17 protein-coding genes are annotated in these 16,121 nt (G+C 68.5%); 7 read left to right on the top strand and 10 right to left on the bottom strand.

Features of this window, described 5'->3' with window-relative positions:
* The first annotated feature begins 145 nt into the window (after positions 1 to 145).
* Positions 146 to 1,138 (top strand): magnesium transporter, encoded by a 993-nt coding sequence (locus tag KBO27_RS13430; RefSeq protein ID WP_210970281.1) that lies wholly within the window; start codon positions 146 to 148, stop codon positions 1,136 to 1,138.
* A 109-nt stretch (positions 1,139 to 1,247) separates the two neighbouring features.
* A complete protein-coding gene (locus KBO27_RS13435; protein WP_210970282.1) occupies positions 1,248 to 2,225 on the top strand; it encodes an Acg family FMN-binding oxidoreductase in 978 nt (325 codons plus the stop codon).
* A gap of 96 nt (positions 2,226 to 2,321) precedes the next feature.
* On the opposite strand, the gene KBO27_RS13440 is transcribed toward KBO27_RS13435, so the two are convergent.
* The 3 genes from KBO27_RS13440 to KBO27_RS13450 all read right to left on the bottom strand — a co-directional run bounded on the left by KBO27_RS13440 (position 2,322) and on the right by KBO27_RS13450 (position 4,574).
* A complete protein-coding gene (locus KBO27_RS13440; protein WP_210970283.1) occupies positions 2,322 to 3,593 on the bottom strand; it encodes an MgtC/SapB family protein in 1,272 nt (423 codons plus the stop codon).
* A gap of 203 nt (positions 3,594 to 3,796) precedes the next feature.
* Complete coding sequence (locus KBO27_RS13445; protein WP_210970284.1) at positions 3,797 to 4,048, bottom strand: DUF1918 domain-containing protein; 252 nt, start codon at positions 4,046 to 4,048, stop codon at positions 3,797 to 3,799.
* Between the two features lie 121 nt (positions 4,049 to 4,169).
* The gene (locus KBO27_RS13450) at positions 4,170 to 4,574 is read right to left on the bottom strand and encodes an Hsp20/alpha crystallin family protein (protein ID WP_125092428.1); all 405 of its coding nucleotides are present in this window, start codon (positions 4,572 to 4,574) and stop codon (positions 4,170 to 4,172) included.
* 317 nt (positions 4,575 to 4,891) lie between these two features.
* Between KBO27_RS13450 and KBO27_RS13455 the strand changes: the two genes are divergently transcribed.
* Positions 4,892 to 5,329, top strand: coding sequence for a universal stress protein (locus KBO27_RS13455; RefSeq protein ID WP_210970285.1), 438 nt, complete (start codon positions 4,892 to 4,894; stop codon positions 5,327 to 5,329).
* A gap of 42 nt (positions 5,330 to 5,371) precedes the next feature.
* Positions 5,372 to 6,208, top strand: coding sequence for a polyphosphate kinase 2 (gene ppk2 / locus KBO27_RS13460; protein WP_307870395.1), 837 nt, complete (start codon positions 5,372 to 5,374; stop codon positions 6,206 to 6,208).
* Between the two features lie 235 nt (positions 6,209 to 6,443).
* Here the strand turns inward: ppk2 and KBO27_RS13465 are convergent, their stop codons facing one another.
* The 7 genes from KBO27_RS13465 to KBO27_RS13495 all read right to left on the bottom strand — a co-directional run bounded on the left by KBO27_RS13465 (position 6,444) and on the right by KBO27_RS13495 (position 12,881).
* Positions 6,444 to 7,226 (bottom strand): sulfite exporter TauE/SafE family protein, encoded by a 783-nt coding sequence (locus tag KBO27_RS13465; RefSeq protein ID WP_210970286.1) that lies wholly within the window; start codon positions 7,224 to 7,226, stop codon positions 6,444 to 6,446.
* Positions 7,227 to 7,311: 85 nt separating this feature from the next.
* A complete protein-coding gene (locus KBO27_RS13470; protein WP_210970287.1) occupies positions 7,312 to 7,908 on the bottom strand; it encodes a rhodanese-like domain-containing protein in 597 nt (198 codons plus the stop codon).
* Between the two features lie 40 nt (positions 7,909 to 7,948).
* Positions 7,949 to 9,367, bottom strand: a complete 1,419-nt coding sequence (locus KBO27_RS13475; RefSeq protein WP_210970378.1) for an MBL fold metallo-hydrolase — start codon at positions 9,365 to 9,367, stop codon at positions 7,949 to 7,951.
* A gap of 5 nt (positions 9,368 to 9,372) precedes the next feature.
* A complete protein-coding gene (locus KBO27_RS13480; protein WP_210970288.1) occupies positions 9,373 to 9,696 on the bottom strand; it encodes a rhodanese-like domain-containing protein in 324 nt (107 codons plus the stop codon).
* Positions 9,697 to 9,773: 77 nt separating this feature from the next.
* Entirely contained in the window at positions 9,774 to 10,043 is a 270-nt protein-coding gene (locus tag KBO27_RS13485) for a metal-sensitive transcriptional regulator (RefSeq protein WP_443706184.1), read from the bottom strand.
* Positions 10,044 to 10,239: 196 nt separating this feature from the next.
* Positions 10,240 to 11,523 (bottom strand): MFS transporter, encoded by a 1,284-nt coding sequence (locus KBO27_RS13490; RefSeq protein WP_210970289.1) that lies wholly within the window; start codon positions 11,521 to 11,523, stop codon positions 10,240 to 10,242.
* Complete coding sequence (locus KBO27_RS13495) at positions 11,520 to 12,881, bottom strand: MBL fold metallo-hydrolase (protein ID WP_210970290.1); 1,362 nt, start codon at positions 12,879 to 12,881, stop codon at positions 11,520 to 11,522. The genes KBO27_RS13490 and KBO27_RS13495 overlap by 4 nt, the downstream gene beginning before the upstream one ends.
* Positions 12,882 to 12,957: 76 nt before the next feature.
* Between KBO27_RS13495 and KBO27_RS13500 the strand changes: the two genes are divergently transcribed.
* From KBO27_RS13500 to KBO27_RS13510, 3 genes are all read left to right on the top strand, one after another.
* Entirely contained in the window at positions 12,958 to 13,617 is a 660-nt protein-coding gene (locus tag KBO27_RS13500) for an ArsR/SmtB family transcription factor (RefSeq protein ID WP_210970291.1), read from the top strand.
* Positions 13,618 to 13,671: 54 nt separating this feature from the next.
* Positions 13,672 to 14,328 (top strand): class I SAM-dependent methyltransferase, encoded by a 657-nt coding sequence (locus tag KBO27_RS13505; protein ID WP_210970292.1) that lies wholly within the window; start codon positions 13,672 to 13,674, stop codon positions 14,326 to 14,328.
* Positions 14,329 to 14,452: 124 nt separating this feature from the next.
* Positions 14,453 to 15,658 (top strand): MFS transporter, encoded by a 1,206-nt coding sequence (locus KBO27_RS13510; RefSeq protein ID WP_210970380.1) that lies wholly within the window; start codon positions 14,453 to 14,455, stop codon positions 15,656 to 15,658.
* The last annotated feature ends 463 nt before the right edge of the window (positions 15,659 to 16,121 follow it).

A 16,121-nucleotide genomic window follows, 5' to 3' on the forward strand; every position in this document is an offset into this window, starting at 1 on the left:
TGCTGTCGTCGTGCTGCTTTCAGTGGCGCGAGCGGCGGAGAGCCGGAAGACGGTCGTGCGTTGCGGGCGGGGAGCCGCCGCGGGGCACCCGGCGAGCGCAGCGGCGGTCGGGTTGAGCCCGGGCTGGTCATGCAGGGGGTGAACGATGGCCGATGTGGAACCGGAGCCGCTGACCGCGAGCCGCGATTCCCTGGGGATCGCGGTGCAGCACGCCTCGATCAACATTCCGATCGCGGCTCCTGGCGACTCCGTTGACGAGCTGTTCGCCAGCCTGCGCCTCCGAAGGTTCGACAGCGCGGCCGTCGTAGCGGTGTGCGAGAACGACCGGCTGCTGGGGTTGTTGACCGTGGAGAGGTTGCTGGCGGCACGGATGGGTGCGCGCGTCACCGAGGTGATGGACGGGCATCCGCCGGTCGTTGCTCCGGGGACCGACCAAGAGCGAGCGGCATGGGAAGCGGTGCGACACGGGGAGCCGGGTTTGGCGGTCGTCGGACCGTTGGGCCGGTTCGTCGGGGTGATTCCACCGCAGCGCCTGCTGTCCGTGCTGTTGGAGGAACATGATCAGGACATGGCGCGGCTGGGCGGGTTCCTGGACTCGTCGGCCTCGGCCCGCAGCGCCTCCACCGAAGGCGTCGGACGCCGGCTGTGGCACCGCTTGCCCTGGCTGCTGCTCGGCCTGGCCGGTGCCTTGTTCGCGGCGCTGATCGTGGGTGCTTTCGAACGCCAGATGGAGCGCCAGGTGCTGATCGCGTTCTTCGTCCCGGGGGTGGTCTACCTCGCCGATGCCATCGGGACTCAGACCGAGGCCCTGATCGTCCGCGGCTTGTCCGTCGGTGTCAGCATTTCCCGGGTCGCGCTTCGCGAAATCGTTACCGGTGGCATGCTCGGGCTGCTGCTGGCCGTCTTGGCGCTGCCACTCGTGGCACTGATATGGAACAACGTCGAGGTGGCGCTGGCGGTCTCGGTGGCCTTGTTTGCCGCGGCGTCGGTGTCCACGTTCGTCGCGATGGCCTTGCCGTGGCTGTTCCACCGCCTGGACAAGGACCCGGCCTTCGGTTCTGGCCCGCTTGCCACCGTGGTGCAGGACCTTCTCTCGGTGAGCATCTACTTCGTAGTGGCGACCGCGGTCGTCACCTGAACCCGCTTCCCGGACAGCCGGCGGTGGCGCGTGAATGGCGTCGGGCAGGCCCGCAGACCCTGGCAGCGACCCGAGGACGAGATGACGGTAGTAGTAGGGGAGGAGGGCCATGTCGTACTCGCCGCTCAGCGCGCAGGATGCGCGCGAAGTGCGTGGGCTGGCAGGTCGCGCACCTTCGCTGTTCAACCTCCAACCGTGGCGGTTCCGCGAAGCCGCAGGCGCGCTGGAGTTGTTGCTGGACGGGACGGTGGCGCTGCCGGCGACGGACCCGGACCGCCGCGAGTTGGTGATCAGCTGCGGAGCTGCGCTGCACCTCGCGCTGTTGTCCCTGCGCGCGCGGGGATGGCGGCCTCGGGTGCAGCGACTGCCGAGCGAGCATGATGCCGATCTGCTGGCGCGGATAGACGTGTTGGATGGCAAGGAGGACCCCGCGCCGTCCGATCGCGCGCTCGTCCGTGCCGCGCAGCGACGCCACGTCGATCGCCGCCAGTACGCCCCGACCGCGGTGCCGCAGGAAGTGCTCCTCGACCTCGTCTCGGAGGACGCGGTCGCGAGCGTGTCGGTGCTTACGGGTGATCAGCGGTATGCGGTCGCACAAGCGTTCACCAAGGCAGCGATGATCCATGCCGGGTCCGATGCCTACCGCGCCGAGTTGGCGGCCTGGTCAGGGCTGACGCCGCCCGCCGCGAGAGGCGTCCTGGATGAGAGCGCACCGTGGCACGGCCAGCGTTACGGAGACGTTGTCGTGCGGGACTTCGGCTACGCGGAGACGGTGGTGCGCGAGGCCGGTTCGGCGCTGACGGCGGGAAGTCTGCTGCTGATCAGCACCGGCACCGACGATCGCGACGCCCATCTGCGTGCGGGGGAAGCGCTGGGCGCGGTGTTGTGCCAGGCGGAGCTCGGCGGATTGTCGAGCTGCCCGCTCAGCGAGGCGTTCGAGGTTCCGCGCACGCGGGCGGATGTCCGGCACCAGGTGCTGGGGGACGAGGGGCATCCGCAGATGGTTGTCCGCGTCGGCTGGCCGCAGTCGGCCGACCTGCCCGCGGGGACAGCGCCGATAGCGCCTGAGCTCGGCCGCGAGGCGTGACTTCGGTGAAGCACCGGGAGGGCGCGGCCGAAGGCGAAACTTCTTGCCAGCCGTGCGGCGATCGCGGATGGGCGCGGTGCTACTACCGGTGGACCGTCACATCACCAGCACGATCCCGCCCGCGACCGCGGCGGCCGGCAGGACGAGCAGCACCGCAAGTCGTGTCGCGAAGCGCAGGCCACCTGCGACGGCAGCCAGCACGATCTTGATCAGGGTATTGCTCAGCAGCGCCATCCCCACGCCCAGCAACGCCACGCTGATCGGAACGACGGTGCCGCCCAGCGAGGACGCGGCCACTGATGCGGAGTGCGCGTCGGCGAGCCCTCCCACGAACGCGGCCGCGAGGACACCCCGCGCGCCGAGCAGCGCCGCAGCGGCGCGGGTAGCGGTCAGCAGCAGGATCAGCACCACCAACGTCAGCGAGATCGTGACGCGCAAGGACAGCGGGCGCTGAAACGCCGAAGGCGCATCGGGGGTGTCCGTCCTCTCCGAGCCGGAGTCACCTCCGGTGCGCCGGGTGTGCCAGGCGAGCCACCCGGCTTCGCCCAGCAGGACGGCCGCACCGGCGGCCGATGCCGGAAGCAGCCGGACCGCGATGGCCGGATTTACGACGGCGGTCAGCGCGATGAGCTGCACCAAGGTCGCGACGCTGGCTGTGAGCACTGCGGGCAGGACCGCGTGCCGCACGTTCCCGCCCGTTCGGCGGGCGAGCACGACGGTGGTCGCCGAGGCGGATACGAATCCTCCGAGGAAGCCGACGAGCACCAGTCCCTGACGTTCGCCGAGCGCGCGCACGGCCACGTAGCCGGCCCAGCCGATGAGCGTGATCGCGATGACCAGCAACCAGATCCGGGACGGGTTGAGCACCCCGTAGGGGCCCAGGGGCCGGTCCGGCAGCAGTGGGAAGATCACGAACGCGACGACGAACAGTCTGATGGCGTCCGCGATGTCGTCGTCGGTGACCAAGCGCGTCGCGAAGCGGTGCAGTGGTCGCTTCGCGGCCAGCAGTGCCACCACGGCTACGGCGATGGGCACCGCCCACGTCGGGTGCGACCACGCCAGCGCCCCCAACAGCACGGCGACGATCGCCGCGACCTCGGTCGTCGCACCCAGGTCCGGTTCCGAGGAGATTTGCGCGCTGAGCACGTACCAGGCGATCACGAGAAGGCCGGCCGCTCCGACGACGATGAGCACCATTGCCGGGGCCAGGGCAGCGGCCACCGCGCCCACGAGGCTCAACAGCGAAAAGGTCCGAGAGCCTGCCGGGCGCACCGGTTGTCCGGCCGTGCTGTGCTCCCGTTCCAAGCCCAGTAGCAGCCCGATCGCCAGCGCGGTGGCGAAGTGAACGAGGGCCGTCGTGGTCTCCACTCGGATTCCTCAGCCTAGGACCTCGCACTCGGTGCGAACCGCATGGGATCCGCGCGTGCGCTTGCTGAGAGTCTTGGTCGGGAGGGCACCTACCGCATCTTCGGCCACCGAGATGACCTGTACCGCGCTAGCGTCCACGTGACTAGGGGCAGGGGTACTGAGGCGGGACAGCCGTGCCAGCTCACGGATAATGGGTGGTTACTTCACGACGGCCGCACCTCGGGATCGGTGTCGCGCTGGATCCGAGCGCCGATCTTGAGGTGGTGCGGGAGGCTGTGCTCGCGGTGCGCGTCCGGCCCCGGGTACAACAGGCTCACGTGGTCATCGTCGAGCCACCGCACGAGGTACGGCGGTTCGCCGTTCGGGCCGCGAACCTCGATGATCTGTCCCTTGTAGCGGTGGTCGCCGAGGTGGGCACCCTCGACGATCAGCCATTCGCCGACTTCCGCGCGCATGATCAAGCTCCCGTATCCGGCGCTGCTGTCTACCAGCTTCGCCGAGGCGCTGGGTACTCAGCAGAGTCGAAGGGCTCTCACCACGACTCCTCGACTGCCGCGCGGGTGTGGGATCGTGGCGCTACTTGCCTTTGCGTGCGACTGGTATTTCCTTGGTCTCCGGTGTTTCTCTGCGAGGCATGTGGATGGTCACGATGCCGTTGTCGTAGTCGGCCTTGATGCTCTCGACGTCGCAGCCCGAGGGCAGCAGCATCGTGCGGCTGTAGGAGCCGTAGTAGAACTCGCTGTGCGCTTCCGCTCGTTCTTCTTGCCTGCGCTCGGCTTCGACCCTGAGCTGGTCGCCCTCAACGTTGATGTGGATGTCGTCAGGATCGACGCCGGGAAGCTCGCAGCGAACCACGAAACTGCCTTCCTCGGTGAACGCTTCTATGCGCATCGCGTGCCGTTCGCCGAACGGCCATTCGCTCTCCAGCATGCGCAAGAGATCCGGCAGGCCCCGAGCGGGGCGAGGAATCAAGTTACTCATGGTGTCCCTCCTGGGTGACGACCGCTTTCTCGTCCAGCATGGGACAAGCCCTCGGCACCCGCAGAGGCTGAATCCGGCGGAGGAGTGACGAGATGGGGAGCGGCCAATGCCGCTTCACATCTTGGGCAACGCTCCGCACACGCGTGGGCAGCCTCGAGCAGTGTGGAAGCGACCGGTGCGGTGAGATCGGCTGGTCTGGGAACGTCTCACGGACCCCAAGGGACTCTCCGGTGGCGGACGGGAGGTGCCATGCTGCGATCAAGTCCCTCGACAGGTAGAGGGATAGCGGGACCCTGCTCTGAGGACTCGGGGGAGCTATGGAAGGCAGCAAGCAACGGATCGTCGTCGGCGTGGACGGATCGGCGGGTTCTCGGGCGGCGCTGCGGTGGGCGTTGGGCTATGCCGAGGGGTGCGGAGGACGTGTCGTGGCGGTGTTCGCGTGCGGGGTCCCTGCGCTGATCGACGTCGCGTTGATGATGCCGGAGGAGGAGCGCGTCCTCACAGTCGGGGAGCGGGAGTTGCGGAAAGCGGTCGATGAGACGTATGCGGAATCGGACACCGGAATTCCGGTGGAGCGGCGGGTCGTGCGGCAGGATGCCGTTCGGGCGCTGCTGGATGAGGCGAGGGATTCGGACCTGCTGGTGGTGGGGCGCCGTGGGCACGGGAGGTTCGCGCAGGTGCTGCTCGGATCGGTGAGCTGGCACTGCGTCAATCATGCGCCGTGCCCGGTGGTCGTCGTCAGCGGTCCGGGTTGAGTTCGTCTGGCGCCATTCTGGGGGGCACCGGGGGAGGAGGCGGTGACCGTGGTCGGCGGTGAGCAGGGCGGGGACGATGCGGGCGTCGGCCCGGAGCGGTTGGCACGTGGGGTCTATGAGAAGGAGCTGTTCCGCCTCCAGGCTGAGCTCGTCAAACTGCAGGAATGGGTTCGGCAGGAGGGGGCCCGGCTGGTCGTCGTGTTCGAAGGGCGCGACGCGGCCGGTAAGGGCAGCGCGATCAAGCGGTTCGCCGAGTACCTCAACCCGCGCGTGACGCGCATCGTGGCTCTGCCGGCTCCAACGGAGCGGGAGCGCGGGGAATGGTACTTCCAGCGCTACGTTGCGCAGCTGCCCGCTGCTGGTGAGATCGCGCTGTTCGACCGCAGTTGGTACAACCGCGCGGGGGTGGAGCGCGTCATGGGGTTCTGCACGGAAGAAGAGCATCGACGGTTCTTGCGGCAGTGCCCGGTGTTCGAGCGGTTGCTGATCGAGGACGGGTTTTTGCTCCGCAAGTACTGGTTCTCGGTGAGCAGGGTCGAACAGCGACGACGTCTGCGCAAGCGCAGCGAGGACCCGATGCGGCGATGGAAGTTGTCTCCGCTGGACTTGGAGTCGATGACGCGGTGGGAGCAGTACTCGGCTGCGCGCGATGAGATGTTGGACGCGACCGACACCCCGTTGTCCCCCTGGTACCTGGTGGAAAGCGATGACAAGCGTCGTGCGCGGATCAACCTGATCGCGCACCTGTTGTCGACGGTGCCGTACTACGAAACGCCCCGTCCCCGATTCGAGCTGCCCGCTACGCCGCCGTCGACCGAACACCGCCGACCACCTCGCGAGCGCTACAACTACGTGCCGGATCATTCCGCATCGCTCTGACGTTACGGAAGGGCCATTCGCGGGCGGACCATCACGAGCTCAGATGTCTACACCAACCCGCGAACGCACTTCGCGCCAAGAAAGTTCGACATGCTGTTCGTATCGGAGTTGTGCGGGCGAGGCCGTCCGTGCGTCTCCCAGCTTGGGTGCTGCTCGGTTTGAACGGGGCAGCGCCAGGTTCTGATGGTGGTTGTCGTGAGGGTCCGCTTTCAGAGAACGAACGGGCACCCGGGGGTCATCCCAGAGCCGAGGGGTTGATGAGGGCGGCCGCGGCGACGAAGACCGCGACGGCCAGGACGACGAAGGCGAACCAGCGGCGCACGGTGGACGAGTTCAGCTTCGCGGACCACCGCGCGGCCACGACCGAGACCACCAGCGCGGCGCCGGCGAAGAGCAGCAATACCCGGTAGTCGATGCTGTCGGCCGCCCCGGCATGGGCGGTCAACCCGGACACCGAGTTGACCAGAACCACCACCAGGGAGGTGGCGACGGCTTGCTGCGCCCCCAGACCGAGAAGCAGGCTCAGCGCGGGGACGATGATGAAACCGCCGCCGACGCCGAACAATCCGGTGAGCACGCCGACGGTCGCACCGGCGAGCACAGATTTGGGCAAGCAGGTGCGCCAGTTGATCCCGCCCTGCTGGGTGCGGCAGGCGCCGGTGTGGTTCTCGCCGCCGCGCAGCATGCGCACCGCGACGATGACCATGAGCGCGGCGAAGGCCAGCAGCAGCCAGCGCTGCGGGAAGAGCTTGCCGAGCGCGGCGCCGCCGAAGGCGGCGGGGATGCCGGCCGCGCCGAAGACCAGAGCGACCGGCCACCGCACCGTGCTGCGCCGCTCGCGGGGAAACAGGGCGCCCAGAGAGGACAGCGCGACCACGGCAAGCGAGGTGGGAATGGCGGTCTGCAACGGTTGCCCGACGCCGTAGACCAGCGCCGGCACGGCGAGGATGGAACCACCGGCGCCGAGCAGCCCCAGTGCCAACCCGATCACGGCGCCGAACACCACTGCCAACAACAACGAAACCACCTATCCCGGGAGCGGTGGACCCATCCACCGCCCCGCTGCCGTCGACGCCGTGCACGTGCTGGCCAGAGGTCAGACATCAAGCCCGGCACGCGGCGCCTGTTCCGCCGGTGAGGGCGTCGAGGAGTGCTCGGCCGTCGGTGCGGGAGGTGCGGTTGTGGGGCAGCAGTCCGAGGACGCGGGACATCGCGCAGGTGTTGCTCACCGCAGCGAAGGTCAGACCCGCGCCGACGAAGCCGGCGACCCACTTCAGCGGGTCGTAGGCGGTGCTGGCCACCACGCCGGTGAACACGAGCAGTCCGGCGACAAGCCGCACCTGCCGCTCCATGGCCCACGTCCCGCGTCCCTGATTGAGCTCGCCTCCTTGCTGCTGCCAGCCGGTAATGCCGCCGCGCAGCACGCTGAGCCGGTCCAAACCGGCGTTTTCCAACAGGGTGCGGGCCTGCTCGGCACGACCACCCGAGGCGCACACCAGCACCACCGGGTCGCCGTGCTGGGCGGTGAGCTCGTCGCGGTGTTCCCGCAGCAGGTCGAGGGGCACGTTGTAGGAGCCCGGGATGTGCGACGAAGCGAACTCCCCGGGCGCGCGCACGTCGATCAGCCGGATCTGGGGGTTGGCCTCGCGCAATGCGCGGACCTGGGCGGTGTCGACGGTCTTGGGAAGGGCCTGGGTCATTGTTCGGAATACCTCCGCGATCGTTTTTCGGGTTGTGGTCTCAGGTGGCGTCGGTCATCGGCACACCGGCGTCCGCGGTGGCGTCGAAAATGTCGTCGATGAGCACGACCGTGCGGCCGGCCGCTTCCAGCAGCGATGCCGCCGCCGTGGCGCGGTAACCGCTGCCGCAGTGCACCCACACCGCACCCGGGGGAACCTCGTTCACCCGGTCCTTGAGCTCGTAGAGCGGGATGTGGACCGCATGTTCCACGTGACGCGCGGCGAACTCGTTGTTGGTCCGCACGTCCAGCACCACCTCCGGCGCAGGACGACCACCGGAGTCGCCGCTCAGCGCCGAGGCCAGGTCGGCGAACGTGGCGGTCGGCGTGCTGCGCAGCTGATCCGAGTCGGCGGCCAGCTCGTCCGGGGTGCCCACGGCCGCCGCGGCGAACTTGTCGATGCCGATGCGGGCCAACTCGCGCTGGGCCTGGCCGACCTGCTCGCGGGACTCGCCCAGCAGCGTGATCGGGGCGCCCCAGTCGATCATCCACCCCAGCCAGGTCACCATCGGGCCGTCCAGCCCGAGGCTGACCGTTCCTGCCAGGTGGGAGACGACGTAGGCCTTGCGGGAGCGCAGATCCACCACCCACTCCCCGTGCTCCAAGCGGCGGCGCAACTCCGCCGGCTCCGCGCGGACCGGTTCGCGCAGGTCCAGCGGCTCGGGCCCCGCGGTGTTCTGCACACCCATGTGTGCGTAGTACGCCGGGTAGGCATCCAGCCCCGCCAAGGTCTGCTCGACGAAATCACCCTCGGCCAACGTCAGCGCCGGGTTGACACGCTTCTGCTCTCCCAACGTTGCTGAGTCGCCAGAAGCCTGTGTCGCCGAGCAGAAGCTGCCGAACCCGTGGGTCGGCCAGATCTGCGCACCGTCGGGCAGGATCGACGCCAGCTTCTGCGCGGACGCGTGCTGGTGACGGGCGAGGTCCTCACTGTGCTGCTCGCCCAGCAGATCGGTGCGCCCGGTCGTGCCGAACAGCAGCGAACCACCCGTGAACACGCCCACCGAGCCCTCGGTGCCCTCCAGCACGTAGGACAGGTGGCGGAAGGTGTGCCCCGGCGTGGCCACCGCCCGCACCTGCATCCGCCGCGAGAGCTCCACCGCCTCGCCGTCGACCAGCGCCCGCCGGTCGAACGGCACCTCGTCGGCAGCCGCCAGCCCGTACTCGGCGCCGGTCAACCGGGCCAGCTCCAAGCCACCGGAGACGTAGTCGTTGTGCACGTGCGTGTCCAGCACCAGAGCGATCCGAACGCCCAACCGCCCGGCGGCGGCGATCACCCGGTCCACGTCCCGCTGCGGGTCGACCACCACGGCGACCTCGCCGTCGGTGGCCAGGTAGCTGCGGTCCCCCAGCGAGGACGTCTCGATCACGTCGACCACCAGGTCACCCGCCAAGCGGTCCTCCTGCTTCACCACATCCATCGCTGTCACTGCTGCACACCCCTTTCAACCTCGTTGCCCGCTTCGATCCACCCCGAAGTGCCACCGGCAACCGAAACCGCTTGGCCACCGGCCGCGTTCATCGCTTCCGCAGCCTTCAGGCTGCGCCCTCCTGAACGGCAGATGACGTAGCACTCCTGCCCCGCAAAGCGCTGCGGCGAAGCCAGCACCTCCTCCAGTGGCACGTTCACCGCACCCGGCACGTGACCAGAGGCAAACTCCTCCGGCTCACGCACATCGACCAACCGAGTACCCCGCCGCCACGTCCCGGCGAAGACCTCCACACCGACTTCCGGCGTTTGCTCAGACAACGATCCTCCTAAACCCCTGGGGGTATCAACAGTCACATGTCCACGGGCGACCAAAGAGGGGCGCCTCGGAGTCGTGCTCAGGCGAGCGCGAGGAACAGGCGCTCCAGCTCCTGCTCGGTCATCGGCGGTTCGTCGCCGTCCTCGCGAGCCTGCTGGCAGTACCTCATTCCGCTGGCCACGATCTTGAACCCAGCGCGGTCCAGAGCACGCGAAACAGCCGCGAGCTGGGTCAAGACCTCAGCGCAGTCACGTCCCTCTTCCATGGCCTCGATCACGCCGTTCAACTGACCGCGCGCCCGGCGCAGGCGGGTCAAGGCGTCTCCCACCATCTCGGGCTTCATCTCCACCACGACCAACTCCCTTCGCTAATCCCAACGTAACAAACCCCCGGGGGTATTCCAATGAGGGAAGGTCGGACGACCGGGTGCTCCGTGGTTCAGGTGATGATGTGGTTGCCGAAGTCGCGGCGGACCGGAGCGGCGCCGCGGATGGCGAGGGGTGCTGGCCTCGGAGCCGCTGCCGTGGCTCAGTCCCTGGGAATGGTCATGACGTGTCCCCGATGTGGTCGATGGGGCGGCGGTCGGTGCGGGGGTGGGTTTCGTACATGCGGAGGGCGACGCTGATGCCGGAGGCGAGGCTGAGGGCGGCTGCGGCCCAGACGGCGGCGCGTAGGTCCCAGATGTCGGCGACGATGCCTCCGAGTACGGCGCCGGCGGCGTAGCCGCTGTCGCGCCAGAGTCGGTAGACGCCGACCGATCGGGCGCGCCAGCCGGGGTGGGCGACGTCGCCGATGGCGGCCAGCAGGGTGGGGTAGACCATCGCGGTGCCCGCGCCCAGCAGTGCGGTCGCGATCGCCCAGGCTGGGAAGGTGCCGACGATGGCTATGAGGGTGAGGGCGGTTGCTTGGACGAGCATTCCGGTGGTGATGAGGTGCTTGCGTCCCCATCGGTCGGAGAGGGCTCCGGTGGCGAGTTGTCCGATGCCCCAGACGGCGGGGTAGAGGGCGACGAGGATGCCGACCTGGTCCACCGCGAGCCCGGCGCTGGCGAACAGCAGTGGGAACAGGCCCCAGGACAGGCCGAAGTTGAGGTTGTTGATCAGACCGGCTTGGCTGGCCGAGGACAGCGCGGGGTCGGTGAAGGTCGTGCGGACAAGGACTTGCCGGTTGGTCAGATCGGTGTGCTGGCCGGTGAAGCTTCCGGACTGCGGCTGGCTCGCTTCGAGTCGAGCGTGTTCGCGTGTTTCGCGGACGGCCAGGGTGGACAGGACGAGGGCGAGCACGACGTAGGCCGCGCCGAGCAGGAACGGTGTGGGGCGCAGCCCGTACTGCTCGGCGAGGTAGCCGGCCAAGGCCGAGGTGATCGCGACGGCGCCGTACCCGGCGGCTTCGTTGAAGCCCATCGCGAGCCCGCGCTGCCGGGGGCCGACGAGATCGACCTTCATGATCACGGTCGTGGACCAGGTCAGGCCCTGGTTGATGCCGAGCAGGAGGTTGGCGGCCACGATCCAGCCCCAGTGATCAGCCCAGATCAGCATCACGGGCACGGGGATCGCGATGAGCCATCCCGCGATCAGGACGGGTTTGCGGCCGAAGCGGTCGGACCAGGTGCCGGCGAAGTAGTTCGTGGCGGCCTTGCTGAGCCCGAACACGAGCACGTAGGTCAGCAGAACGGTGTATCCGGCGAGGTGGAATTCCCGTTCGGCCAGCAGCGGCAGCACGGTCTGCTCCTGGCCGACCATGCCGCCGACCAGGGCGTTGACCACGACGAGCAGGCTGAACTGGGCGAGGTTGGCGCGCAGGCCCAACCTCACCCGGGTGGCACTCATTCCCCGTGCTCCAACGGGCGGCCGGTGGCCTGGGCCCAGTCGGCGGGGCCACCTTCGAGGACGGCGAGGTCGCGGTGCCCGGCTTGTTCGAGCAGGCTGGCGGCTCCCATCGCACGTTCGCCGTGCCCGCACATCACGACGGTCGGTGCGTGCGGCAGCGCTTCGGCACGGTCCGCGAGGGAGCCGAGCTCAACGTGAGTGGAGCCGGGAACGTGCCCGGCGGCGAACTCGGGAACTTGGCGGACGTCGAGAACGTTCTCCCGGTCGATCTCCTCGGCACGCACCAGCCGTGTAGCGGTGATCTCCTGCTCATCGCCGATCCAGGCGTCCATGCCGCCGTGGAGCTCTCCAGTGATGTTGGTGCAACCGATCTTGGCGGCCTGCCAGGCGATCTCGGCCGGGTCTTGCTCGTCTCCGCGCACGACGATCAGCGGTCGTTCCGGGTCGGCGAGCCAGCCCAGCCACGAGGCGAAGACCGGCCGCAGCGGGATCGACAGCGCCGCGGGAATGTGACCCGCGGCGAACTCGGGCACCGGCCGCGCGTCGACCACTTGAGCGCCTTCGGCCAGCAGCGACCGCACCCGTGCCACATCCAGTCCGGGTAGTCCCGGGTCGGTGTCGAGCACTGCGGGGCCTCGCCGGTTGACCTCGGCCAGGCGCAGGAAGTAGTCGGGGAAGCTGCCGAGCGATCCGGTCAGCGCTGCCACGAACGCGTCCTCGCCTTCGGCCCGCAGCAGCGGGTTGGTGGCCTTCTCCCCACCGATCGTGCTGGTGCGCTGCGCACCGGGCGGTGCCGAGCAGAACGATCCGGCGCCGTGGGTGGGCCAGACGGCGACCTCGTCAGGCAGGCCGGCGAGCCTGCGCAGTGAAGCGTACTGCTGGCGGGCCAGCGGTTCAGTCTGTTCGGGCGTGATCAGGTCGGTGCGCGCTGCCGAACCGACCAGCAACGAGCCCCCGGTGAACACACCTACCGGCCGGTCGCCGTCAAGCAGCAGGAACGACAGGTGCTCGTGGGTGTGTCCCGGAGTGGCCAGGGCGCGCAGTCGCAGCCCGCCGAGGTCGATCTCGTCTTCGTCGTGCAGTCCGGTGTGGCGGAATTCCCGGTGCCCGGCGGCCGAAGCCAGAACGCGGGTGCCTCCGGTCGCCGACAACTGGCGGGCGCCGGACACGAAGTCGGCGTGCAAGTGGGTGTCCGCAGCGAAGGCCACGGTCAACCCCCGTCGTCGCGCGGCCTGCTGAGCCGCCCGCAAGTCGAGGCTGACATCGACCACGAGCGCGCGCCCGTCTCCCAGATCGACCAGGTAAGCGGAATTGCCCAGGCCCTCGTCGATCAGCGGTACGAGGTCAACGGTGCTCATCGCGAGCGCTCCTTCCGGGCGTGTTCTCCGCGTGCACTTCTTGTTATACACTATTCCATGAAAGATTGGAGTACTGATGGGTGATCGAGACGCGAAGACTGCTCTGTTCGATCAGTTCGCCCGTGTCGGCAAGGCGCTGGGCAGCGGAAAGCGGCTTGAACTGCTGGACCTGCTCGCGCAGGGCGAACGCACGGTCGAGGCGTTGGCGCGTGCGGCGGAACTGGGTCTGACCACCGCGTCGGCGCATCTGCAGACGCTCAAGCAGGCCAACCTGGTCACCACTCGCCGCGAGGGCACCAAGGTCCACTACCGGCTGGCCGGCACCGACGTCGCCGCGCTCTACGCACTTACGCGCACGGTGGCCAGCGCCCACCTGCCCGACGTGGAAGCGGCCAGCAGCGCCTACCTCGGTCCCGACGACGCTGAGCGCGTCAGCCGGGACGAGCTCCTGCGCCGAGCCGAGAGCGGCGACGTCGTCGTGCTCGACGTGCGGCCCCGCGAGGAGTACGAGGCCGGCCACATCCCAGGTGCAGTGTCAGTCCCTGTGGAGGAGCTGGCCGACAAGCTCGGTGACATCCCCGCCGACCAGGAGGTCGTGGCCTACTGCCGCGGTGCCTACTGCGTGCTCGCGCACGACGCGGTGCGGCTGCTCACTGCACACGGCCGGACTGCGAGCCGACTCGCCGACGGAATGCTCGAATGGCGCCTCGCCGAGCTGCCGGTGGAAACCACCTGACCCCCGACCGCGCCGACGACCACCCTTCCACGCGGAACACCAAAGCGAGGCACGATGACAGCTGACCTGGGCCAGGCTCAACACACGCACTGGCAGTCGGTGTACCAGGCCAACCCGCACATGTACGGCGACCAGCCGTCCGAGCCTGCCCAGTATGCGGCCGAGGTGTTCGCCGCCGAGGGTGCCACTGGGGTGCTGGAACTGGGAGCAGGGCACGGCCGCGACAGCCTCTCTTTCGCCCGCCGAGGCTTCTCGGTGCGTGCCCTCGACTTCAGCCCTGAGGCCCTCGAGCAACTTCGAGTCCGAGCCCGCCAGGACGGCGTCAGCGACCACCTGACCACCACCGTCCACGACGTGCGCGCCCCGATCCCCCTTCCCGATGGCAGCGTGGACGGCGTGTTCGCGCACATGCTGCTGTGCATGGCCCTGTCCACGGCCGAGATTCACGCACTGGTCGCCGACGTTCGCCGCGTTCTGCGCCCGGGCGGCACGCTGATCTACACCGTCCGCTACACCGGCGATGCCCACTACGGCACCGGCATCGCCCACGGAGATGACATCTACGAGCACGGCGGCTTCGCCGTGCACTTCTTCGATTCCGCCTTGGTCGACGCCCTCGCGCAGCAGTGGGAGCTGCGCGAGGTCCACGCCTTCGAGGAAGGTGAGCTTCCTCGTCGCCTCTGGCGCGTCAGGCAAACCAAGCCGCGGTGACTGCGCCTCCGCAGTATGTAGTGCCCCCGCAGATGCACCCCAATGTCCTGTTCCGTTGGTTCCCGGCCCTGAAAGGCGACCCGTGCCTACTGCCGTTCACCCTGCCCAGAAACGCATCCTCGGAGTGCTCGTCGCCGCCCAGATCCTCAGCGGAGCCGGTCTCGCCGCCGGCATCACCGTTGGCGCCCTGCTAGCCCAGGACATGCTGGACAGCACCAGTTTGTCCGGACTGCCCAGCGCGTTGTTCACCGTCGGTTCCGCCGCCGCAGCGATCCTGGTCGGGCGCACATCACAGCGCCTAGGACGCCGCACCGGGCTCGCAGCCGGATACGCGGCCGGAGCTGTCGGAAGCCTCGGAGTCGTCATAGCCGCCGCCACGGGAAGCGTTCTTCTCTTATTCCTCGCACTCTTCATCTATGGCGCGGGAACGGCCACCAATCTCCAGGCCCGCTACGCGGGTGCCGATCTCGCATCGCCATCGCACCGAGGTCGGGCCGTGAGCACAGTCCTGGTGGCCACCACAGTGGGCGCGGTTGCCGGCCCGAACTTGGTCACCGCGACCGGCCAGTTAGCCGATGTACTCGACATCCCGCGTTTGGCCGGGCCGTTCATCCTGGCCGCGTTCGCCTACGCAGCGGCCGGAGCCGTGTTGTGGATCATGCTGCGGCCAGACCCCTTAACCACCGCACGAGCCCTCGCCGCAGACACGGCGGACTCCGGAAAGACAACCTCCGAACAGCGCGATAGCCACACCCGGGGTCACCACGCACACCTCATGCTGGGAACAGCTGTCATGGTGCTCACTCAGCTGATCATGGTCGGCATCATGACCATGACCCCGATCCACATGCAGCACCACGGCCACGACGTCAGCGCGGCGGGCCTGGTCATCGCCGTGCACGTGGCCGGGATGTACCTGCCCTCCCCGTTCAGCGGTCTGCTCGTCGACCGCTTCGGCAGGCTGACCGTGGCCGCCGCCTCCGGCCTTACCCTCCTCACGGCCGGCCTCGTCGCAGCCCTGGCACCGCCGCACTCCGTCGCCCTGCTGGCGCTCGCCCTCGCAATACTCGGGCTCGGCTGGAACTTCGGACTGGTCAGCGGCACCGCCATCATCACCGACATGGTCCCCCTGGCAACCCGCGCCAAAACCCAAGGCACCGTGGACGTGGCCATCGCTCTGGCCGGAGCCGGAGGCGGCATGGCCTCGGGGTTCGTCGTCGCCGCGAGCAGCTACACCACACTCGCCATGATCGGCGGTGCTCTCGCCCTGGCCATCATCCCCGCGGTCGCGTACACCGCCCGACCGGCACGTGAAAGGACTCGACCGTGACGGAAAACGCACGCCCCTGTTATCGGACGTAGTGCGGCTGCGCATTTCTCGTGCGTGCAGGGGACAAGCGGGGACCGCACGGTGAGCACGGTCCCCGCGTCAGGCTTGCGGAACCACGACCTTCGCGCGGAAATGAGGAGCAGGAGGCTGGGTACCGGGCAGGGACCACGCGTGGCTCACACTGCCCGCGTCGCGCCTGCGGAACCACAACCCTCGTACCCGTAGCGCACTCCTGACCTGAGAAAAGTCGGCGCGGGAGTACTGGGGGTCAAGGGGCCGTGGGTTCGAATCCCGCTGTCCCGACCGGTGGGAGGGTTTCCGCAGGTCAGAGCCAGCGGAAACCCTCTTTTTGTGTTCTTGGAACGTTTCCCGTAGTCAAGCATGCCGCTCATGGACACCTTGACTACGGAGATTTGGCATGGCAGTTTTTGATCTTGGTTGGCTCTTGGAGGGCGTGTCGACG

The sequence above is a fragment of the Saccharopolyspora endophytica genome (assembly GCF_018070075.1).
Taxonomy (GTDB): Bacteria; Actinomycetota; Actinomycetes; order Mycobacteriales; family Pseudonocardiaceae; genus Saccharopolyspora; species Saccharopolyspora endophytica.